This is a genomic window from Acetitomaculum ruminis DSM 5522 (genome assembly GCF_900112085.1).
In the GTDB taxonomy this organism is placed as follows: domain Bacteria; phylum Bacillota; class Clostridia; order Lachnospirales; family Lachnospiraceae; genus Acetitomaculum; species Acetitomaculum ruminis.
On record NZ_FOJY01000006.1, the window covers coordinates 85,625 to 106,338 of the forward strand.

The 20,714-nt window shown below is 34.1% G+C and carries 18 protein-coding genes and 2 tRNA genes; 18 read left to right on the plus strand and 2 right to left on the minus strand.

Translation table 11 applies throughout. The features are described 5' to 3' along the window. Nucleotides 1-6: 6 nt before the first annotated feature. The 6 genes from whiA to BM153_RS05180 all read left to right on the plus strand — a co-directional run bounded on the left by whiA (nucleotide 7) and on the right by BM153_RS05180 (nucleotide 6,113). A complete protein-coding gene (whiA, locus tag BM153_RS05155; protein WP_092871440.1) occupies nucleotides 7-948 on the plus strand; it encodes a DNA-binding protein WhiA in 942 nt (313 codons plus the stop codon). Nucleotides 949-965: 17 nt separating this feature from the next. Further along, a complete protein-coding gene (locus BM153_RS05160) occupies nucleotides 966-1,220 on the plus strand; it encodes an HPr family phosphocarrier protein (RefSeq protein WP_092871442.1) in 255 nt (84 codons plus the stop codon). A gap of 70 nt (nucleotides 1,221-1,290) precedes the next feature. Beyond that, a complete protein-coding gene (locus BM153_RS05165) occupies nucleotides 1,291-2,181 on the plus strand; it encodes a diacylglycerol/lipid kinase family protein (RefSeq protein WP_092871444.1) in 891 nt (296 codons plus the stop codon). Between the two features lie 240 nt (nucleotides 2,182-2,421). Further along, nucleotides 2,422-3,288, plus strand: coding sequence for a class II fructose-1,6-bisphosphate aldolase (gene fba, locus BM153_RS05170; RefSeq protein ID WP_092871446.1), 867 nt, complete (start codon nucleotides 2,422-2,424; stop codon nucleotides 3,286-3,288). A gap of 430 nt (nucleotides 3,289-3,718) precedes the next feature. Continuing rightward, nucleotides 3,719-5,830, plus strand: a complete 2,112-nt coding sequence (locus BM153_RS05175) for a glutamine synthetase III family protein (protein ID WP_092871448.1) — start codon at nucleotides 3,719-3,721, stop codon at nucleotides 5,828-5,830. A 203-nt stretch (nucleotides 5,831-6,033) separates the two neighbouring features. Then, nucleotides 6,034-6,113, plus strand: a tRNA-Leu gene (locus tag BM153_RS05180). A gap of 92 nt (nucleotides 6,114-6,205) precedes the next feature. On the opposite strand, the gene tsaA is transcribed toward BM153_RS05180, so the two are convergent. Together tsaA and BM153_RS05190 are read right to left on the minus strand one after the other, a co-directional pair. Continuing rightward, nucleotides 6,206-6,613: a tRNA (N6-threonylcarbamoyladenosine(37)-N6)-methyltransferase TrmO gene (gene tsaA, locus BM153_RS05185; RefSeq protein WP_092871450.1), complete on the minus strand. Its 408-nt coding sequence runs from the start codon at nucleotides 6,611-6,613 to the stop codon at nucleotides 6,206-6,208. A 13-nt stretch (nucleotides 6,614-6,626) separates the two neighbouring features. Continuing rightward, the gene (locus tag BM153_RS05190) at nucleotides 6,627-9,152 is read right to left on the minus strand and encodes a transglycosylase domain-containing protein (protein WP_092871452.1); all 2,526 of its coding nucleotides are present in this window, start codon (nucleotides 9,150-9,152) and stop codon (nucleotides 6,627-6,629) included. Between the two features lie 164 nt (nucleotides 9,153-9,316). Between BM153_RS05190 and BM153_RS05195 the strand changes: the two genes are divergently transcribed. The 12 genes from BM153_RS05195 (at nucleotide 9,317) to BM153_RS05250 (ending at nucleotide 20,680) form a co-directional block, all read left to right on the plus strand. Beyond that, nucleotides 9,317-9,964, plus strand: a complete 648-nt coding sequence (locus tag BM153_RS05195) for a YigZ family protein (RefSeq protein ID WP_092871454.1) — start codon at nucleotides 9,317-9,319, stop codon at nucleotides 9,962-9,964. A 144-nt stretch (nucleotides 9,965-10,108) separates the two neighbouring features. Continuing rightward, nucleotides 10,109-10,180, plus strand: a tRNA-Gln gene (locus BM153_RS05200). 228 nt (nucleotides 10,181-10,408) lie between these two features. Continuing rightward, complete coding sequence (locus tag BM153_RS05205) at nucleotides 10,409-11,272, plus strand: glycoside hydrolase family 191 protein (RefSeq protein WP_092871456.1); 864 nt, start codon at nucleotides 10,409-10,411, stop codon at nucleotides 11,270-11,272. A gap of 52 nt (nucleotides 11,273-11,324) precedes the next feature. Beyond that, nucleotides 11,325-12,071: an acyl-[acyl-carrier-protein] thioesterase gene (locus BM153_RS05210; protein ID WP_092871458.1), complete on the plus strand. Its 747-nt coding sequence runs from the start codon at nucleotides 11,325-11,327 to the stop codon at nucleotides 12,069-12,071. A 48-nt stretch (nucleotides 12,072-12,119) separates the two neighbouring features. Beyond that, entirely contained in the window at nucleotides 12,120-12,968 is an 849-nt protein-coding gene (locus BM153_RS05215; protein ID WP_092871460.1) for a CvfB family protein, read from the plus strand. Nucleotides 12,969-13,016: 48 nt separating this feature from the next. Beyond that, nucleotides 13,017-13,934: a thioredoxin-disulfide reductase gene (gene trxB, locus BM153_RS05220; protein WP_092871462.1), complete on the plus strand. Its 918-nt coding sequence runs from the start codon at nucleotides 13,017-13,019 to the stop codon at nucleotides 13,932-13,934. A 475-nt stretch (nucleotides 13,935-14,409) separates the two neighbouring features. Continuing rightward, nucleotides 14,410-15,129 (plus strand): WecB/TagA/CpsF family glycosyltransferase, encoded by a 720-nt coding sequence (locus BM153_RS05225; protein ID WP_092871464.1) that lies wholly within the window; start codon nucleotides 14,410-14,412, stop codon nucleotides 15,127-15,129. 230 nt (nucleotides 15,130-15,359) lie between these two features. Beyond that, on the plus strand, nucleotides 15,360-16,448 hold the full coding sequence (locus BM153_RS05230; RefSeq protein WP_092871466.1) for a PucR family transcriptional regulator: 1,089 nt from the start codon (nucleotides 15,360-15,362) through the stop codon (nucleotides 16,446-16,448). A gap of 18 nt (nucleotides 16,449-16,466) precedes the next feature. Then, nucleotides 16,467-17,144, plus strand: a complete 678-nt coding sequence (gene ftsE, locus BM153_RS05235; protein ID WP_092871468.1) for a cell division ATP-binding protein FtsE — start codon at nucleotides 16,467-16,469, stop codon at nucleotides 17,142-17,144. Next, on the plus strand, nucleotides 17,144-18,055 hold the full coding sequence (gene ftsX, locus BM153_RS05240) for a permease-like cell division protein FtsX (RefSeq protein WP_092871470.1): 912 nt from the start codon (nucleotides 17,144-17,146) through the stop codon (nucleotides 18,053-18,055). Before ftsE ends, ftsX begins: the two co-directional genes overlap by 1 nt. A gap of 57 nt (nucleotides 18,056-18,112) precedes the next feature. Further along, a complete protein-coding gene (locus tag BM153_RS05245; protein WP_092871472.1) occupies nucleotides 18,113-19,387 on the plus strand; it encodes a murein hydrolase activator EnvC family protein in 1,275 nt (424 codons plus the stop codon). Between the two features lie 24 nt (nucleotides 19,388-19,411). Then, the gene (locus tag BM153_RS05250; RefSeq protein WP_092871474.1) at nucleotides 19,412-20,680 is read left to right on the plus strand and encodes a S41 family peptidase; all 1,269 of its coding nucleotides are present in this window, start codon (nucleotides 19,412-19,414) and stop codon (nucleotides 20,678-20,680) included. Nucleotides 20,681-20,714 lie beyond the last annotated feature (34 nt).

Genomic DNA, 20,714 nt, shown 5'->3' on the forward strand with positions numbered 1-20,714 from the left:
AATAAAATGTCATTTTCCGGTGATGTTAAGGAAGAATTGTCCAGACAGGTAGCAAATGCCAGACATTGTAACATAGCAGAGATTGCTGCTATTATTTCTTTGTGTGGAAAAGTTACATTAAACTACGATAAAAACGACTATAAAATAATAATAAGTACTGAAAATACGACCATAGCTAGAAAGTACTTTACTTTAGTAAAAAAAACCTTTAATATTAATACCGAAGTTTTAATCAGGCGCAATGCTTATTTAAGAAGGAATAGAAGCTATATTCTTAAAATTCAAGGTAAAGAAAAGGTTACTAAAATACTTACCACGGAAAAGATGATCGATGATAATGGAGAATTTTTAAATGATAATCTTGCAAATGGTCTTATTATTCAAAAAAGCTGTTGTAGGAGAGCATTTTTAAGAGGGGCCTTTCTAGCCGCCGGTTCTATCAGTGACCCGGAAAAATTCTATCATTTTGAAATCGTATGTCCGACATTGGAAAAAGCAAAAGGGTTAGTAAATATAATAACCGGTTTTGGTGTTGAAGCAAAAATTGTTCCCAGAAAAAAGAATCATGTAGTATATGTTAAAGAAGGAGCTGTCATAGTTGAGTTGTTAAATATTATGGAGGCTCATATTTCTTTAATGAACCTTGAAAATATTAGAATTGTCAAGGAAATGCGTAACTCTGTTAATCGAAAGGTCAATTGTGAAACAGCAAACATTAACAAAACCGTAAGTGCAGCAGTCCGACAAATTGACGCCATAAAATTTATACAGGCAAAAAAAGGTTTGGACTCTCTTCCTGCAAATCTTGAAGAAATAGCCATCTTAAGACTTGAAAATCCGGAAGTGGCACTTAAAGAATTGGGCCAGATGCTAAATCCGCCGGTTGGTAAATCAGGGGTTAACCATAGGTTAAGAAAAATAATTGAAATAGCAGATGAACTTAGGTGATGAAGGAGGAAAATCAAATGATTAAGAAATCGATTGACGTTAATATTACTGCAGATAGCCAGGACAGACCGGCAGCTGTTTTAGTTCAGATAGCAAGCCAGTACGACAGTAAAATTTATATCGAATTAGACAACAAGAAAGTTAATGCGAAAAGCATCATGGGGATGATGACTATTTTCTTTAATAAGGGTGAAAGATTAGTAGTATCAGCAGATGGTGATGACGAAGAAAGAGCATTTAACGACATAGAAAAGTTTCTTACAAAGGCTTAAGAGATATATTTAAAATTACGGTTGTTTGCTGTAGTTTATTTAATGTCCGTTATAAAAAGAGGCGAAAGTTATGAAAAAATTACTGCTTATTTATAATCCCCATGCCGGTAAGGCTCTTATTAAAAATAAGCTTTCAGAAATAGTTGAATTTATTACAAAATCAGGATTTGAAATTACTATTTATTCAACTTTATACTCGGGACATGCGAAGGAAATTGTAAAAGCAAGAGCAGGAGAATTTGATATAGTCGTTTGTAGCGGCGGTGACGGAACATTAGATGAGGTTGTTACCGGCATTATGGAAAAAGAATTAGACACAGTAGTGGGTTATATTCCGGCAGGTAGCACAAATGATTTTGCAAACAGTCTTAGACTTCCAAAAACAATGGTAAATGCTGCCAAACTTATAGAAAATGGCTCAGTTGTATCCTGCGATGTGGGACAGTTCAATGAAGATTCTTTTGTATATATTGCAGCTTTTGGATTGTTTACAGATGTATCTTACCAAACCAGCCAGGAGTTAAAAAATGTATTAGGACATGCAGCATATCTTTTAGAAGGCGTTAAAAGACTTGCCAATATAATGGCCTATGACCTGAAAGTTTACCACGATGATGAGGTGATAGAAGGTCGTTTCATATATGGAATGATTACAAATTCATTATCAGTGGGTGGATTTCAGGGAATGACCGGAAGAAATGTTAAACTGGATGATGGTCTTTTTGAGGTAATGCTTATAAGAGAACCTAAAAATCCTATTGAACTTCAGAATATTATTACTTCCCTTCTTTTGGCAGAGGAAGCTGATAGTCGATATATTTTATCATTTAAAACTGATAATTTAAGGATAGAGGCTAAAGATAATATTTCCTGGACATTAGATGGCGAATTTGGTGGAGATTATAAGGATGTGGATATTAAAGTTAGAAAAAGAGCTTTAAAAATCCTTGTAAAAAAATAAATTTGTTAAATTGTGTGAAAATACTCCTTTATAAAACTTTTATAAAGGAGTATAATTATGTTTGGAGATATTACTAGTGATTGATTCTAATAAAAATGAATCAATGTGGACTCTAATTTTTTTTGTCTGCTTAACGGCAAAAATATGATACTATAATTTGATATAAGAAATATGATATATTTGCCGATTAACATTAAGGAATATTGAGTACACAAATAACTTTGAGCGGAGGTATATTTTATGTTAGTAAATGCAAAAGAGATGATTAATGCGGCTAGAGATGGAAAATATGCTATTGGCCATTTTAACATCAACAATCTTGAATGGACAAAATCCATTCTTTTAACAGCACAAGAAACTGCTACACCGGTTATCCTTGGAGTTTCAGAGGGAGCAGGTAAGTACATGACAGGTTTTAAGACTGTTGCAGACATGACAAAAGCCATGATAGATGGATTGGGGATTACTGTTCCGGTAGCACTTCATTTGGACCATGGCAGCTATGATGGATGCTTAAAATGTATCGAAGCCGGTTTTTCTTCGATTATGTTTGATGGTTCCCATTATCCTATTGAAGAAAACATTGAAAAGACAAAAGACCTTGTTAAGCGTGTAGCTGACAATGGAATGAGTCTTGAAGCAGAAGTTGGGGCTATTGGTGGAGAAGAAGACGGAATTGTAAGTGACGGTGAGTGTGCTGATCCTGAAGAATGCGCAAAGATTGCAGAGCTTGGTGTAGACTTTTTAGCAGCAGGAATTGGAAATATTCACGGTAAATATCCTGCAAACTGGAAAGGATTAAGCTTTGATACTCTTGCAGCTATTAAAGAAAAAATAGGTGATATGCCATTGGTTCTTCATGGTGGTACCGGAATACCGGAAGATCAGGTAAAGAAGGCTATTTCCTTAGGTGTTGCAAAGATTAATGTTAATACAGAGTGCCAGCTTGCCTTCGCAGAAGCTACTCGTAAGTACATTGAAGCCGGCAAAGATCAGGAAGGAAAGGGATATGACCCTCGTAAGCTTCTTAATCCAGGTGCAGAAGCTATTAAAGAAATTGTTAAAGAAAAAATGGAATTATTCGGAAGTTTAGGAAAAGCAAAATAATTCCTTTACGGGTATTAAATGCAGGCTAAAAAACATATTAATTTTATGATGTTTGGGAAAATTGTGCAAAAATAATAAAAATGAAGCTCAATTGCCGCCAAAATGCATAAAATTAAAAATAAGTGTTGCATTTAAAAAAAGAATATAGTAATTTATATATGTAAAAACGAGTCGTAAGTCGTTTGAAAAATTTATAGCAGATTGAACAAGGGTGTTTCATATATTTATATGGGATACCCTTTTGTTTATATGTAGGTTTTTTAAGAAGATGATTATGATGAGCTTTTTTAACAGACATTAAAAAATACGTAGCGGTTGCTTTTTATATTATTTAAAAGAGCTTAAAATTTAAAGTTGACTTAAGCATTTCTACTATATAAACTAAAGCTTATGAATAAAAACTAAAATGGGACGAAAGGAAGATAAAAAAATGGATAATAAAATCGAATTATCAGAAATCTATGGTGAAAATGTCTTTAGTGATCATGTAATGAAAGAGCGTTTACCAAAAAAGATTTACAAAGAGCTTAGAAAAACAATTGAGGAAGGCAAAGAATTAGACCCTATGGTAGCAGAAGTTGTTGCTCTTGAGATGAAACAATGGGCTATTGAAAAAGGTGCTACACATTTTTGTCACTGGTTTCAGCCACTTACCGGAACTACAGCTGAAAAACATGATTCCTTTATTAATCCACAAGGTGTTGGAGAAATGCTTATGGAGTTCTCAGGAAAAGAACTTGTTAAAGGTGAACCGGACGCTTCTTCATTCCCTTCAGGTGGTTTAAGGGCGACTTTTGAAGCAAGAGGATATACAGCTTGGGATGTTACATCACCGGCCTTTATTAAAGAAGCTTCAACAGGTGCAATACTTTGTATTCCTACTGCATTTTGTTCATATACCGGAGAGGCTCTTGATAAAAAGACTCCTTTACTTCGTTCCATGGAAGCTTTAAGTGAGCAATCTGTAAGATTATTAAGATTATTTGGAAATACAACATCTAAAAAAGTAGTTCCGTCAGTAGGTCCTGAGCAGGAATATTTCCTTGTAGACCAGGAGAAAGCTTTAAAGCGTAAAGACCTTATTTTTACAGGACGTACATTATTTGGTTCAATGCCTCCTAAAGGACAGGAATTAGACGATCATTATTTTGGAGTTATTCGTGAAAGAATCGGAGCATTTATGAAAGATGTTAATGTTGAACTCTGGAAATTAGGTGTTCCTTCAAAGACTCAGCATAATGAGGTAGCCCCTGCCCAGCATGAGGTTGCAGTTGTATATGAAGAGGCAAATATTGCTGTTGATCACAATCAACTTGTTATGGAAACTTTAAAAAGAGTAGCTACAAGACATGGCTTAAGATGTCTCCTTCATGAGAAACCTTTTGCCGGTGTAAATGGCTCAGGTAAGCATAACAACTGGTCAATTATGACTGATGACGGAATTAATCTTCTTGATCCAGGCATTACACCGCATGAAAATATTCAGTTCTTACTTGTATTATCCTGTATATTAAAGGCAGTGGACATTCATGCAGATATCTTAAGAGAATCAGCTTCAGATGTTGGAAACGACTTCAGACTTGGTGCAAATGAGGCACCACCGGCTATTATTTCTGTATATTTAGGAGAACAGCTTGAAGATGTATTATCACAGCTTATAAGCACAGGTGAGGCTACTCATTCAAAAGAATGTGGCGTTATGAATACAGGAGTTAAGGCTGTACCTGATTTCCAGAAAGATGCTACAGACAGAAACAGAACTTCACCATTTGCTTTCACAGGAAATAAATTTGAATTTAGAATGGTTGGTTCATCAGACTCAGTTGCAAGCCCTAACATCGTATTAAATACAATAGTTGCAGAGGCATTTAAAGAAGCTTGTGATATTCTTGAAAAAGCTGATAACTTTGATATTGCATTACATGATCTTATTAAGAAATATGTTACAGACCATCAAAGAATCGTATTCAACGGAAACGGTTATTCAGATGAATGGGTAGAGGAAGCTGAAAGAAGAGGACTTCCAAATATCAAATCCATGGTAGATGCCATTCCTACCCTTGTTACAGAAAAATCTGTTAAGCTTTTTGAAGAATTTGGAGTATATTCTAAAGCAGAACTTGAATCAAGAGTAGAAATACAATATGAAGCTTATTCAAAAGCAGTAAATATTGAAGCCCGTGCCATGATTGACATAGCAGGAAAACAGATTATACCGGCAGTTATTAAATATGTAACAAATCTTGCATGCTCCATTAGTGCCGTAAAGGCAGCAGGAGTTACTGAGGTTACAGCTCAGACAGAACTTCTTTCAAAATGCAGTGATTATCTTGCAAAAGCACAGAATGCTTTAAATGCTTTAAAAGAGGTTACAGCTAAGGCAGCAGATATGGAAGAGGGCAGAAATCAGGCTGTATATTACAGAGATGATGTAAAGAAAGCCATGGATGAATTAAGACTTCCGATTGATGAACTTGAAATGATTGTGGATAAAGAGGCATGGCCAATGCCATCTTATGGTGATCTTATTTTTGAAGTATAGATTTTAAAATAGACATATCCCACTTTACAATTAGTAAACCCTCTTTACCGAAAACGGTAAGGAGGGTTATTTTTGTAAGTCAGGTTTTTTTTTTAAATATCTAAAAAATTTAATATTGACTTTTGAGGACAATATGATAGAATAGTGGATAGTTCGTTGGCTTTTTGGGATTGCCCGTAAGAGCCTTTGACTGTTTATAACATGCGGATATGGCGGAACTGGCAGACGCGCTAGACTTAGGATCTAGTGGGCAACCGTGCAGGTTCGATTCCTGTTATCCGCACTATATTTAAGGCACTTCGTCAGATTTGATGAAGTGCCTTTTCCTAGTAGAAAAAAAGCGTAGCAGTTTTTAAGAAGCTGCTACGCATATTTTTAACAAAGAGTAAAGTTTTTAAGAAGTGGTTTAATATCCAGAACCGGACTGCCATCTAGCATGTCGCAGCCTGAAAAAGTAATGATATTTTCATTAATATCAAGAACTTTTACAAGGGAAACTCCAATGGGATTTGGACGCCTTGGACAGCGGGTATTAAACAGTCCTGTTTCTTCTCCATCATCATTTCTTCCCTGTAGCTTTAAGCTGTATCCTTGTGATTGATTAAAACAAAATATAATAGCGTAATAATTACCTTTTTTCATTTTGTACATACCCTCAAGGTATTCTTCGTTTAAAATAAGCTTTCCTATGGAATTTTCTACTTCAAAACCCTGATGAGGTGCTTTTACATTTTCATTATAGGGACTTTTAATATGTCCTATTTCATGCATGATTATGTCCATTTAATTAATCCTATTAAGCCGGTGGATTATTATTATCTTCACCACTTGGGTTATCGTTGTTTTCACCGGCTTCTCCTTCCTGATTATTTTGGTCTGTATTATCCGGGTTGGCATTATCAGGATTATCAGACGAAGCATTAGTCTGACCATCCGGGTTATCCTCCGGATTATCTTCTTCGTTTTCCGGTTCTGTTACAGTATGAGTTGTGCAATAGCTTGAAGGAACACTTCCCTGAGAAAAATATTCCGTAATGGACTCACATCCCTTTCCGGCTAAAAGACCTGAACTTTTACATACTGCAGCAGTAACAATTCCCTCCGGACGGTCAAAATCCTTGTTTTCAAGACCAGAGTGGAGTTGTTGCATAATTTTATTCCATATTACCATGTGATAAGTCTGATTCTTAAGTGTAGTATTATCATCATATCCACCCCATACAGAGCAGGTGTAATATGGAGTATAGGCGCACAGCCATAAATCCACGCTGTCGGTTGTGGTACCGGTTTTACCGGCAATTGGCATTCCTGCAAATTTTGCAGTAGTACCGGTTCCTTCGTTAATAACTGATTCCATTCCCTGGGTAAGAATATAGGCAGTAGTTTCTTTTAAAACCTGTTTTTCTTCAGGAGAATTATCTATTATAACATTTCCATCAGAATCAACTATTTTAGTAAAGAAAGAAGGTTTTATGTATTTTCCGTTGTTAGCGATGCAGGCATAGGCAGCTGTAATTTCCAGATTGGTTATACCATTGGTAATACCACCTAAAGCCAAAGGCTGACCAATATCGGATACAACTGAACCATCTGCTAAGGTCATGTTATCAACTAAAGTGGTAAATCCAAAATCCAAAAGATAGTCATAACCTAGCTGTGGAGTAATGTCAGTAAGAGTTTTAACGGCAATAATGTTCATGGAATCTCTAATTGCAGTTCTTACGGTAACCCTTCCTCTGTAGCCTGAATACCAGTTTTTAACCGGTCGTCCATTTGAGTAATTAAAAGGCTCATCTTTAATGGAAGTAGCAAGAGTAACAAAACCTTTGTCAATAGCCGGTGCATAAGTGGATAGTATTTTAAAGGTTGAACCAGGTTGCCTTGTTGTATTTGTGGCACGGTTTAAGGTAAGACTTCCGGATTTTGTACCACGGCCACCTACTATAGCCTTGACTTCTCCTGTATGCTGATCCATAACCACCACGGAGGTCTGAGGCTGAGGTGTTAAGATATAGTATTCCGTATCATCATCCAGATTTTCGCCAATGCCGGTTAAATATGCCTTATATTCGGCAATAGCAGCCATAGCCGCATCCTGATTATTAAATAATAAAGAATAATTTGGATTACTTTGCTGAAAATACGCTAAAAGGTCCGTCTCAGAATAGGTATTTACAACTTCTTTTTTGGCATTTACAGAGCTTATATTGTAGGTAAGTGAAACTTCACTTCCTGCCGGAAAATTAGCAGGATCTGCCGCTACATTATCACATATAGCCTGTATGGAAAGATCCTGGGTAGTATAAATAGAAAGTCCGCCCTTATAAATGGCATTGTAAGCCTGGGACTCTGAGTACCCCTTTTCAACTTCCAAAGCACTTGCCACCTGATCTATCAGTTCGTCAACAAAATAGGAATATACACGGGAATTACTGCTTTTTTCACTGGCAGTTTGAGTGATTCTTGTATATATATCATCAGCCATGGCTTCATTGTACTGCTCCTGATTTATATAACCTTGTTTAAGCATGTGATCTAAAATAATATCCTTACGCTTTTTATTGTTTTCAGGATAATTTACCGGATTATTGTAGGTTGGATTTTGTGTAATTGCAGCAATAACAGCAGATTCAGAAATAGTAAGGTCTTCAACATTTTTGTTAAAGTAATATTGAGCTGCTGTTTGAACACCAAGGCAGTTTGAACCAAGATTAATGGTATTAAGATAGTATTCTAGAATTTTATCTTTACTAATACTTTTTTCCAACTGTAAAGCAAGATATTGCTCCTGAACCTTCCTTGTGATTTTTTGCTTTAAGGTACTTTCACTGGTCCAATCGGAAAAAATATTATTTTTAATTAACTGTTGGGTAATGGTGCTGGCTCCCTGGGAAGGATGTCCCGTAGCAAGAATAACAAGGGCAGCGCGAAAAATACCTTTAACATCAATTCCGTTATGTTCATAGAAACGCTCGTCTTCTATGGCAACAAAGGCGTGTTGTAAATCCTCCGGTATTTCGCTTATTTTTTTATATTGTCTGTTAGAACCTGACGCAACAAGCTTTGTAATCTCTGTTCCATCATTAGAATAAACAGAAGTAGCAAGACCGCTAGGGGAAACATCTTCATCAGAAATTTTAGGAGCACTGGCAATAATTTCCGTAAAAGTCTGATATACCAGATATCCTCCACCGCCTATTCCGGCAAAGATTAATAAAATAAATAACCTCAATAAAATAAGTTTGACTGTTTTTAGTCTTCTGGTCCGTTTGGAAAAAAGGGTTCTGTTCTTTTTTAAGACCTCACTCTTTGTATATTTCATTGTACTCTCCTTAATAATTATTATCTAAATATTATAACAAAAACAGGGCTATAAATAAAGAAACTTAGATGATATAATGACTTAAGAAATTATTGAGATTTACGAAATGTAAAAAAATTCAACCATTAATTTATAAAAACAGAAGTAATAACGGAGTAAACCATATGAATAAGCAAAAAAGCATGCGTCAGGGCGGAGTAGGGGAAATAGTAGAAAAAAAATCCAGATTTATTGCCAGTACCTGTCCTGTTTATACTGAAGAAGAGGCCATTTCATTTATAAATAAGATAAAAAAGCAATATTATGATGCAAAACACAATTGCTATGCCTATGTCATCGGTGATGATGATAATATTCAAAAATCTTCAGATGACGGAGAACCTTCCAGAACGGCAGGTATGCCTATATTGGATATTATTAAAAATGAAGGCCTTCATAATGTTGTTATAGTTGTTACAAGATATTTTGGTGGAATTCTCTTAGGTACAGGAGGACTTGTAAGGGCTTATTCCCAGGCTGCAAAAGAAGGAATTGCCAACAGCCTTGTAATTTCCAGAGAAAAGGGTATGGCCTTTGATGTAAACTGTCCCTATGACCGTATGGGAAAACTGGAATATCTTTTAAGAAGTTTAGATGCAAATATAATAAACACTGATTATGGGGAATATATTGTTTATAAAGCGGTTATCTCCATAGAAAATTATAAAGAACTGACAGATAAGCTCTTAGAACTTTTTAATGGAGAAAATCATATCTTGAATATTAATGAAGTCTTTTTTGGCTTTTCGGGAGATGAAATTATTATAGAATAATGATAAACAAAGATACTTACAATCCGCTTTTTAACCTGTTTACATGAATGCAAATCTGTTATTTGAAAAATATTTTAAAAAAATAAAAAAAAGTGCTTGCATTTTAAAAAATAGCGAGGTATAATATCCTTTGTCGACAAGTGATGGCCCATCGCCAAACGGTAAGGCAACGGACTCTGACTCCGTCATTTCAAGGTTCGAATCCTTGTGGGCCAGCTAGTAACCCTGTGGTTTATTACTACAGGGTTTTTTGTTATTATAATTTCAAAAGAATTTTTAAAAATTTTACAATACAGCATTAATCCTGACACATATAAATGGTATAGTTATATTTAGGTTGCTTGTAATTACGGATAAAGAAAAATATTCAATTAATTTTTACTAAGTCTAATATCAGCCTGTGTAAACAAATAGCAGTAACAAATATCTTACAGGAGGTAATTTATGAATAATAATAAGTTAATTTGTAAAAAAATATTTGTGGTAATAATGACAGCGGTTATAATTATAGCAGGAATAGGCATTCAAGGGATTGAAGCAGCAGCTTTTACCAATTCCTATGGGGTTTTGCTTGGGGTTACAAGAGATAAAATTTCAAAATTATCCAATTATAAAACGATAATAATTGATGCTTCAGAGTATAAAGCAAGTGACATTAAGAAGCTTAAAAAAGCAGGACATACAGTTTATTCTTATTTAAATATCGGCTCAGTTGAAACCTATAGAAGTTATTATAAAAAGTTTAAAAAACATACATTGGGTTCTTATGATAATTGGCCGGATGAATACTGGATGGATGTATCCTATACAACTTGGCAAAAATATATTGTAAATACTCAGGCGAAAAGTATTTACAAAAAAGGTATAGATGGGTTCTTTATTGATAATTGTGATGTGTATTACAATTTTAAAAAGAATAAAATCTATAATGGATTATTGAATATACTGAAAAACTTAAGAAAGTCCTATGGACTTCCTGTAATAGTTAATGGCGGAGATACTTTTGTAACTAAAGTTTTAAAAAGTGGAAACAGTTATAAAGGAAAGAAAATAATAAATGCTGTTAATCAGGAATGTGTCTATTCAAGTATAAAAGATTATACAAAGAATGTATTTGGCACAGCATCAAAATCCAGTAGAAATTATTTTATATCATATCTTAAAAGTTGTAAGAAAAAGGGACTTTCTGTTTATCTTACCGAATACACAAAGGATGCTAAACTAAAAAAATCAATAGCTTCTTTTTGTAAAAAGATGGGTTATAAATATTATATTTCATCTACGGTGGGACTTACCGGTGATAAATAAAAGCTTTAACTGTTAAAGCCCTTTTGGGAGTATTATAAGGAAAGGAAAAAACATGTATTCATTTAAAAGTAGGGTAAGGTATAGTGAAATAGATAAAGATGGAATAGTTACATTTCCTGCCATTATTGATTATTTTCAGGATTGTGTTACATTTCAAAGTGAAGATTTGAATATAGGCTTGAAATATCTGAAAGAGAAAAAAAGAGCCTGGGTAGTAGCTTTTTGGCAGGTTGATGTTTTAGAAATGCCGGAATTTTCCAGGGAAATAATAATTAACACATGGCCCTATGAATTAAATGGATTTATGGGATACAGAAATTTTACAATAACAGATGCAAAATCAAACAGATTACTGGTAAGGGCAAACTCAGTCTGGGTTTGTATGGATACCGAAAAAAAACGTCCCGTAAAAATTGATATTATAGAAAAAGAAAAATATGAATTGGAAGAAAAATTTCCTATGGAATATGCTTCCAGAAAATTAAGTATTCCAGAAAATCTACAATTTCACCAAGGCTTTATTGTGGAAAGTTTCCAGCTTGATACTAATGGACATATGAATAATAGCCAATATATCAGGGCTGCCTGGGCTTATAAAAAAAGCAGAAAGAAAATTTTCTCTTTAAGAACAGAATATGTAAGATCAGCCCGGCTTGGAGAAACCATTTATCCCAAAACCATGGTAAGCGATGATAAAGAAGTAATTGTGCTTTGTGGTGAAGGAGATATTGTTTATGCAATAGTTGAACTGATATATCAAAAAGAAAAGGATTTTCGTTTAAAGATTGTAAAAGGTTAGATATTATCAGGAAAAATTATTTTACATAAGTATAGAAAGAGGAAAAAAATGTTTAAATTAGGTTGCATGCAAAAGCTTAAAATAGTAAAAACAGTGGACTTTGGTGTTTATCTTGCACAAGAGGAGGAAAATGAAAATAGAGTCTTACTTCCAAAAAAACAAGTGCCACAAGGAGCCAATCTAGGGGATGAAATCCAGGTTTTTATTTATAAAGATTCTAAAGATAGAATTATTTCCACAACCAATACTCCAAAGATTATGTTGGGGGAAACAGCTGTCTTAGAGGTTATAGAAACAGGAAAAATAGGAGCATTTCTTGACTGGGGTATGGAAAAAGATTTGCTTCTTCCATTTAAAGAGCAGACAGTTCCGGTAAAGGCAGGAGATCAGGTTCTGGTTGCTTTATATGTGGATAAAAGTGAGAGACTTTGCGCCACCACAAAAGTTTATGATTATTTAAGCCTTGCATCTCCCTATGACAAAGATGACATGGTAAGAGGACGGGTTTATGAGGTTTCAAAAGAATTTGGAATATATGTGGCTGTAGATGATAAATATCAGGGAAGAATTTCACCGGAGCAGTTTGAAAACAATGTAAAGTACGGTGACATTATTGAAGCCAGGGTAACTGAGAGAAAACAGGATGGAAAACTTGATCTTAGCATGAGACAAAAAGCCTATTTGCAAATGGATGAAGATGCCAGAAATATTATGGAACTTATTATGTCAAAAGGCGGAAGATTAGGTTTTAATGACAAGGCAGATAAAGAAATAATAAAGGATGTTACGGGACTTAGTAAAAATGCCTTTAAAAGGGCTGTTGGAAAGTTATACAAAGAAAGAAAGGTGGATATCACACCTGATGATATTTTAGCAACTTCTATAATGAGGTTTTAACATTAAATTCTTACATAGGTATTTGGAATTTTTAAGGAGGAGTGATATATGTATGATTTAATAATTGCAGGGGGAGGACCAGCCGGAGTAAGCGCTGCAATTTATGCCAAAAGAGCAATGCTTGATGTTATTTTGGTTGAGTCAAACTATACTACCGGTGGACAGATACTAGAAACATACGAAGTAGACAATTATCCCGGGATTCCCGGTATCAATGGTTTTGACCTTGGTATGAAATTTAAGGAGCACATGGATAAATTTGGTGTGGAAACTTTAAATGCGGTAATTAAATCCATTAAAACCCAGGGAAAAGTTAAAAAAGTAATAACTTCCAAAAAAGAACTGGAAGCAAAAGCCGTTATAATAGCCTTGGGAGCCAGTCACAAAGGTCTTATGGTAAAAGGTGAAAAAGAATTTTCAGGTAAGGGAGTTTCTTATTGTGCAACCTGTGACGGAAACTTTTACAAGGACGGAGTTTGCGCAGTAGTAGGGGGAGGAGATGTTGCATTAGAAGATGCCATATATCTTTCAAGAATCTGCAAAAAAGTTTATCTGATTCACAGAAGGGATGAATTCAGAGGCGCCAAAAGCCTTCAGGAAGTAGTAAAAAATACTGAAAACATACAAATCATCTGGGATAGCGTTATTACGGAAATCTGCGGTGATGATACAGTATCAGCTTTAAAAATTTTAAATAAGAAGACAAATGAAAATTCAAGCCTTGAAGTTGAAGGACTGTTTATAGCTACAGGCATAGTTCCAAATACTATTGACATTGATATAGATGTTGAAAAAGACAGTGTAGGTTATATAGTGGCACAGGAAGACTGCAAAACCAGTAAAGAAGGAATATTTGCTGCCGGGGATATCAGAACCAAGAGACTTCGACAGGTTATTACTGCGGCTTCTGACGGTGCCAATGCTGTAACATCAGTAGAAGAGTATCTTCAGGACTATGATAAGTAACACAGATAAAAATTATCACTTCGAAAATGCAGGATTTATGACAAAATAAAGTTTAAATCCTGCAAAAAATGCAGTAATTGTTTTAACATTTATGAATATTATTAATATTTACAATAATAAATTTTTTCTTAAGAGAGTTTATAAAAATTTTATCCACTTTTTCTGCAAAGAATTATTCACATTTATAATCATAAAAAACCCCGAAAAAACGGAAAAAATCTAAAAGTTATCCACCTTATCCACATTTTTCAATAAGAAATCTGTGGATAAAGTGGAAAAGAAAGGTAATTTTTCTATTTATAAAGTTTATATTTATTTTTAATTTTATAAAAAATGCTCAATTCATTTTTTTGATAAAAGGAATTTTGTGATATAATATTCAGAAAATTCATGTAAAAACCCTAACTTGAAAATATAGCTTATATTTGTTATACTATAATAACTGTAAAATACAATTGAAAATAAGGGATATGGAATGAGCAGTTATGCTTATTTATGCACAATAGGTGCTATGGGTATGAAAAAGAAAATAGATGTAATGGGCATTGGAATGGATTTTATGGATTTAAAACAGGTCATGCTCGAAATAGATTCATTTATGAATGATACGGTTTTAAATATTGTAGAAATTGTCAGCCTGGAGACAATGGCTTTGATGGGAGAACATCCTGAAATCAGAAGTTGTCTTAATCAGGCCAATATTGTTATGCCCGGAGAAAGGGATATATTGTCTTTTTTTGGACTTGAAGAGGAATTTAAACATCAGGATTTTCATATAGAAGGCTTTTTTGCTGAATTTGTAAAACAACTTGAGAAAAATAACAGGACAGTCTATGTTATTGCTTCAAGGCAACAGCAGTTAGATGATTGTTTTGAGATAATAAACGATAATAAATATAATATAAATATTGTGGGTAGCAGCATTTATGATGAAAAAATCCACAATTCCGATGTAACTGTAAATGACGTTAATTCTTTAAATCCCGATGTGGTATTGCTTCTATTAAGCTCACCTGTTTGCGAAATGTTTATTAACGAAAACAGGACGAGACTTCTTACCAGATTAGTTATAGCAACAGACAATGATCCACTTCTTAAGAAAAAGGACAATAAAATTTCACATTTTTTTCGTAGTATCTTTAACAAAAGTATATTAAAATTAAGCCTCAGCAGATATAGAGGCAAAGATAAGTAACTTTATTACACATTACATAAGAAGATACATAAGGTTTGATTTTCTTTTGTGAAATATTTCGTATGAATTTTTCTTGAAATTATTGCTTGAACTGAACTTTTCTATAAAAAGTATTAGATTTACCCTTTATTTTTTTGTGAAAATGCATTAATATACTTATTGAATACATTTTTTTTGTTAAAAAGTGCAAATTAGTTATTGTGTAAGATTACTAGAAAAGGAGTGAAAGTATGATTTCAAATCAAATACTTCAAAATACATTAGACGGATTAAGAGCAATTACAAGAATTGAACTTTGTGTTATGGATACAGAAGGAAAAGTTCTTGCAAGCACACACGAAAATGGTGAGAAATATCAGGATGCCATTGCATCATTTATAGATTCACCTGCTGAAAGCCAGACTGTGCAGGATTGTCAGTTTTTTAAGGTTTTTGACGATCATCAATTAGAGTATGTTCTTTTGGCTGAAGGCGGAAGTGAAGATGTGTATATGGTTGGAAAGATTGCTTCTTTTCAGGTTCAGAATCTTTTGATAGCTTATAAAGAGCGTTTTGATAAAGATAATTTTATTAAAAATTTATTATTGGACAATTTACTTCTTGTGGATATTTACAATCGTGCAAAGAAATTGCACATTGAAACAGAAAGTGACAGAGTAGTTTACATTATTGAATGTGAAAGAGACAAAGAAGGAAATGATATTGAAAAAGTAAGAGAAATCTTTGGCGAGAAGTCAAAAAATTTCATTACTGCAGTTGATGAGAAAAATATTATTGTTGTTAAACAGCTTTTAGAAGATGAAAATACAGATGATATTTATAAAGATGCACAAAACATTTTGGAGGTTATAGATCCGGATGGCACTCAGGGAGCTAATGTAGCTTATGGTACCGTTGTAAGCGAGATTAAGGAAGTATCTCGCTCCTATAAGGAAGCTAAACTTGCTCTTGATGTAGGAAAAATCTTTTTTGAAGAAAAGAAGGTTATTGCCTATAGTGCATTGGGAATAGGAAGACTAATTTATCAGTTACCTATACCTCTTTGCAAAATGTTCATTAAAGAAATCTTTGACGGAAAATCTCCTGATGAGTTTGATGAAGAAACTCTTACAACTATTAATAAATTCTTTGAGAATTCACTTAATGTATCAGAAACTTCACGTCAGCTTTACATTCACAGGAATACCCTTGTATACAGACTTGACAAACTTCAAAAGAGTACAGGTCTTGATCTTAGGGTTTTTGAAGATGCAATTACATTTAAAATTGCCCTTATGGTTGTTAAGTATATGAAGTATATGGAAACTTTAGACTATTAATTTAAAGGAGAGACATTAATGATTATTCTTGAAAATGTGAGTAAGTCATATGGTAATACGGGAGTTCCTGCTATAAAGAATATGAATCTTCACATTAAACGAGGTGAATTTGTATTTATAGTTGGTCCCAGTGGTTCAGGAAAATCCACACTTATAAAACTTTTATTAAAGGAGTTAGATCCTACAGAGGGAAATATTACAATAAATAACCTAAACATTCGAAGAATTAAAAAAAGACATGTTCCGAAGTTTAGGCGACAAATCGGTGTAGTATTCCAGGATTTCAGACTTTTAGAAGACAGAAATGTATATGAGAATATTGCATTTGCCCAAAAAGTTATTGAAACTCCTAACAGGATAATAAAAAGACAGGTTCCTACTATGCTTTCCATGGTGGGGCTTGCTGAAAAATACAAATCATTTCCTAATCAGCTGTCAGGAGGAGAACAGCAAAGGGTTGCTCTTGCCAGAGCTTTGGTTAATAACCCTAAGATTCTTTTGGCGGATGAGCCTACAGGAAACCTTGATCCAAAAAATTCCTGGGAGATTATGAAACTTCTTGAAGAAGCAAATCAAAGAGGCACTACAGTAGTTGTTGTTACCCACAACAAAGAAATTGTTGATGCGATGAAAAAAAGGGTAATTACAATGAAAAAAGGTGAGATTATCAGTGACGAGTATCAAGGAGGCTACTAATGCATTTTAGTTCTTTTTTCTATAATTTAAAACAGGGTATAAAAAATATACAAAGAAACAAGATGTTTTCTTTTGTTTCCATGGCTACCATGGCAGCATGTATATTTTTATTCAGTATATTTTTTTCTATAATAGTTAATTTTAGAAGTATTGTTAAACAGGCTGAGTCCGGTGTTGCGGTTACGGTATTTTTTGATGCTGATTTAAGCGATGAAGAGATAACTTTGTTAGGAGAAAAAATAAAAACCAGACCGGAAGTATCAAAAATCAAATATGTCACAGCTGAGGAAGCATGGGCAGAATACGAAAAAGAATATTACGGTGATGCTGCCAGTACCTTAGGCGAAGGCTTTAAGAATGATAATCCTTTAGCTGATTCTGCAAATTATGAAGTATATCTTAGTGATGTTTCAAAGCAGACTTCACTTGTGGAATATGTGGAATCTCTTGACGGAGTAAGACAGGTTAACAAATCAGACGTGGTTGCAAATACTTTGTCAAGCTTTAATCTTTTACTGGGATATGTATCAGGTGCTGTCATAATAATACTTCTTGGTGTAGCGGTATTTTTGATAAGCAATACCGTAACGACAGGTATTTCTGTAAGAAAAGAGGAAATTGCCATTATGAAACTTATTGGTGCTTCCGATTCCTTTGTAAGAGCACCTTTTATAGTAGAAGGTGTAATAATAGGACTTATCGGTGCTGCCATACCTCTTGTTATTTTTTATTTCCTTTATAATAAGGTGATAGAATATATTGTATCAAGGTTTAGTATATTAAATGATATATTAAGTTTTATGTCAGTAGGAAGTGTTTATTCAATTCTTGTTCCAGTTGCTTTGGTATTAGGAGTAGGTATTGGATTTTTCGGAAGTATATTTGCAGTAAGAAGACATCTTGATGTTTAATGTGCTTCTTATTAATACTAAAAAGGGGAGTATCTGCGGGGAAAGGATAGTCCGGTTGTGAAAAGATTTAGTATAAAAAAAGTAATTTCTATGATATTAATATTTTCAATTTTTTCTACACAGTCTTCTTTTGCTACTGAGCTCGATGATGCAATGGAGCAAAAGGAGAACTTAGAGAAAGAATTGAATAATTCTGAAGAAAAGCTGGAGAATCTAAAGGAATCAGAAAGCCAGATAAATGGTGAGCTGGAGAATTTAGATACCCAGCTTACTGAGGTTTCAGGGAAACTTGAAAATCTTGAGGGTGAACTTAAGCTTAAGCAAGAAGATATTCAGCGTACAAGCGATGAATTGGAATATACCAAAAAACAGCTTAAATCCGAATATGAAATGATGAAAAAAAGAATTAAGTTCACCTATGAAAATAACAGTATGTCAATACTTACGGTATTACTTGAGTCTGATTCTATTGCTGGTTTTCTAAACAAAATCACCTATTTTTTGAAAATTTCCGATTACGAACAAAGAAAAATGGATGAATATAATAAGCTGGCAAATGAGGTATCCCAAAAAAAAGAAAAGCTTCAAAAAGAATATGATGAAGCCAGTGCTTTAAAAAATGAAATTACAGCAAGACAGGAAGAACTTACAAGTCTTGTGGCTGAAAAACAAAAAGCAAAGGAAGCGGCGGCTGAATCTATAGCAAAGGCAGAGGAAGAAGAAAGCCATGTTCAGGAAGAATTAGATGCTACAAATGAAACAATAACTGCAATCAAGCAGGCTCTTGCGGCTATGGAGGCAGAAAGAAAGGCAGCTGAAGAAGCTGCCAGACAAAAAGCACAAGAAGAGGCTAAAAAGCAGGCAGAAAATGCAGCCAATAACGATGTTTCAAATGATAACAATTCTTCTCCGGAGGAAAATACAAACAATGGATCCGGGGGTGTATTTTTGTGGCCTTGTCCTTCTTCTACGAGAATATCTTCTGACTATGGATACAGAGAGATAATTGACGGTGTAACAAGTTCCACCAGTCACAATGGAATTGACATCCCTGCAGCAGCAGGAAGTAATATAATTGCGGCTGAAAGCGGAAAAGTAATAATTGCAAGATATAGTAATACCGCCGGAAACTGGATTACCATAAGTCACGGCAATGGATTGTGTAGCGTATATATGCATGCATCGAAGCTTTATGTATCAGAAGGACAAAATGTAAACAAAGGAGATGTAATCGCGGCTGTAGGAACTACGGGGTCTTCTACCGGGAATCATCTTCACTTTGGGGTGAGCTTAAACGGAGCATATGTTAATCCCTGGAATTATTTAAGATAATAAAATTAGAAAATGGTATAGATTATGTTTAAAAAAAATAAAGATACAAAAGACGAGTTTTTGTCAGAAATATTAGATTCAGATGAAAAAAATAAAAGTCGTATTGAATTGGAAAAACAGTTAATTAAAGAATATAAAAAGGGTTTTAGACAAGGTATTTTTTTCGTAATAATATCACTTCTTGCTGCATTTTTAGGAATAAAACTAAGCTTTATTATTATATTTGGAAATAATGTTGATCTTTCTCTCAATTTCATAAAATTATGCAGTAAAATTCAAACCATAGAAAATTTTATAAATAAATATTATCTTGATGATGTTGATTCTGAACAGGTTGAGGCGTATATTTATAAGGGACTTATGGCAGGTCTGGGAGATAAATATGCAGCTTATTATACCGCAGATGAATATGAAAAAGAAAAAAGTCTTAGCGAGGGAACATATGAAGGCATAGGAATAGTTATTACAAAGGCTAACTCTGATACCACAGCTAAAATAACAAAAGTGTATTCAGGTTCTCCAGCTGAAACAGCCGGTATAGTTGCAGGTGACCAGATTGTAAAAATAGATGGATCTACCGTAGAAAAAATGACCAGTAAAGAGATTGTGGAGTTGATTTCAAAATCTGATAAGGAAATAAATCTCAGTGTTTACAGGTCTTCAAATGACAGAAATTATTCCTTTAAGGTTTCATCTGACAGTGTTGAGATAATTACTGTTAATTCTAAAATGCTTGAAGATAATGTAGGTTATATTCAGATTACGGAATTTGATACTATAACTGAGACACAGTTTGATGATGCAATCAACGATCTTAAAGACCAGGGGATGAAATCACTGGTATTTGACTTAAGAGATAATCCTGGTGGAAATGTCAGCACTGTTGTTGATATTATGGATAAAATCCTTCCAGAGGGAAAGATTGTATATTTCATAGATAAAAACGGTAATGAGAAAGATTACAATTCAGATGCCGAAAATTATATGGATATCCCTATGTCTGTTATAGTAAACGGTAATTCAGCTTCGGCTTCAGAAATATTTGCCGGAGCCATAAAAGATTACAAGCTGGGAAAAATAGTAGGAACCACAACCTATGGAAAGGGAATAGTACAAAATGTCATAGGACTTAAAGATGGCTCAGCAATTAAACTTACTGTTGCCAAGTATTATACCCCTAATGGAATATGTATTCATCAGACTGGAATCACACCGGATGTAGAAGTGGAAGTCGGTGAAGAAGATGAAAAAGATACACAACTTGAAGCAGCCATAAAAGCCCTGGGAAATTAATATAGGTTCTAAGGTGAAAGGATTCGTGTAAAAG

Excerpts from the sequence above, each read along its gene's own strand:
- BM153_RS05190 (WP_092871452.1), bottom strand. The coding sequence starts at position 9,152 with ATGAAATATACAAAGAGTGAGGTCTTAAAAAAGAACAGAACCCTTTTT.
- BM153_RS05205 (WP_092871456.1), top strand. The coding sequence starts at position 10,409 with ATGAATAATAATAAGTTAATTTGTAAAAAAATATTTGTGGTAATAATG.
- fba (WP_092871446.1), top strand. The coding sequence starts at position 2,422 with ATGTTAGTAAATGCAAAAGAGATGATTAATGCGGCTAGAGATGGAAAA.
- BM153_RS05230 (WP_092871466.1), top strand. The coding sequence starts at position 15,360 with ATGATTTCAAATCAAATACTTCAAAATACATTAGACGGATTAAGAGCA.
- whiA (WP_092871440.1), top strand. The coding sequence starts at position 7 with ATGTCATTTTCCGGTGATGTTAAGGAAGAATTGTCCAGACAGGTAGCA.
- tsaA (WP_092871450.1), bottom strand. The coding sequence starts at position 6,613 with ATGGACATAATCATGCATGAAATAGGACATATTAAAAGTCCCTATAAT.
- BM153_RS05195 (WP_092871454.1), top strand. The coding sequence starts at position 9,317 with ATGAATAAGCAAAAAAGCATGCGTCAGGGCGGAGTAGGGGAAATAGTA.
- BM153_RS05215 (WP_092871460.1), top strand. The coding sequence starts at position 12,120 with ATGTTTAAATTAGGTTGCATGCAAAAGCTTAAAATAGTAAAAACAGTG.
- trxB (WP_092871462.1), top strand. The coding sequence starts at position 13,017 with ATGTATGATTTAATAATTGCAGGGGGAGGACCAGCCGGAGTAAGCGCT.
- ftsX (WP_092871470.1), top strand. The coding sequence starts at position 17,144 with ATGCATTTTAGTTCTTTTTTCTATAATTTAAAACAGGGTATAAAAAAT.
- BM153_RS05165 (WP_092871444.1), top strand. The coding sequence starts at position 1,291 with ATGAAAAAATTACTGCTTATTTATAATCCCCATGCCGGTAAGGCTCTT.
- BM153_RS05225 (WP_092871464.1), top strand. The coding sequence starts at position 14,410 with ATGAGCAGTTATGCTTATTTATGCACAATAGGTGCTATGGGTATGAAA.
- ftsE (WP_092871468.1), top strand. The coding sequence starts at position 16,467 with ATGATTATTCTTGAAAATGTGAGTAAGTCATATGGTAATACGGGAGTT.
- BM153_RS05250 (WP_092871474.1), top strand. The coding sequence starts at position 19,412 with ATGTTTAAAAAAAATAAAGATACAAAAGACGAGTTTTTGTCAGAAATA.
- BM153_RS05160 (WP_092871442.1), top strand. The coding sequence starts at position 966 with ATGATTAAGAAATCGATTGACGTTAATATTACTGCAGATAGCCAGGAC.
- BM153_RS05175 (WP_092871448.1), top strand. The coding sequence starts at position 3,719 with ATGGATAATAAAATCGAATTATCAGAAATCTATGGTGAAAATGTCTTT.
- BM153_RS05210 (WP_092871458.1), top strand. The coding sequence starts at position 11,325 with ATGTATTCATTTAAAAGTAGGGTAAGGTATAGTGAAATAGATAAAGAT.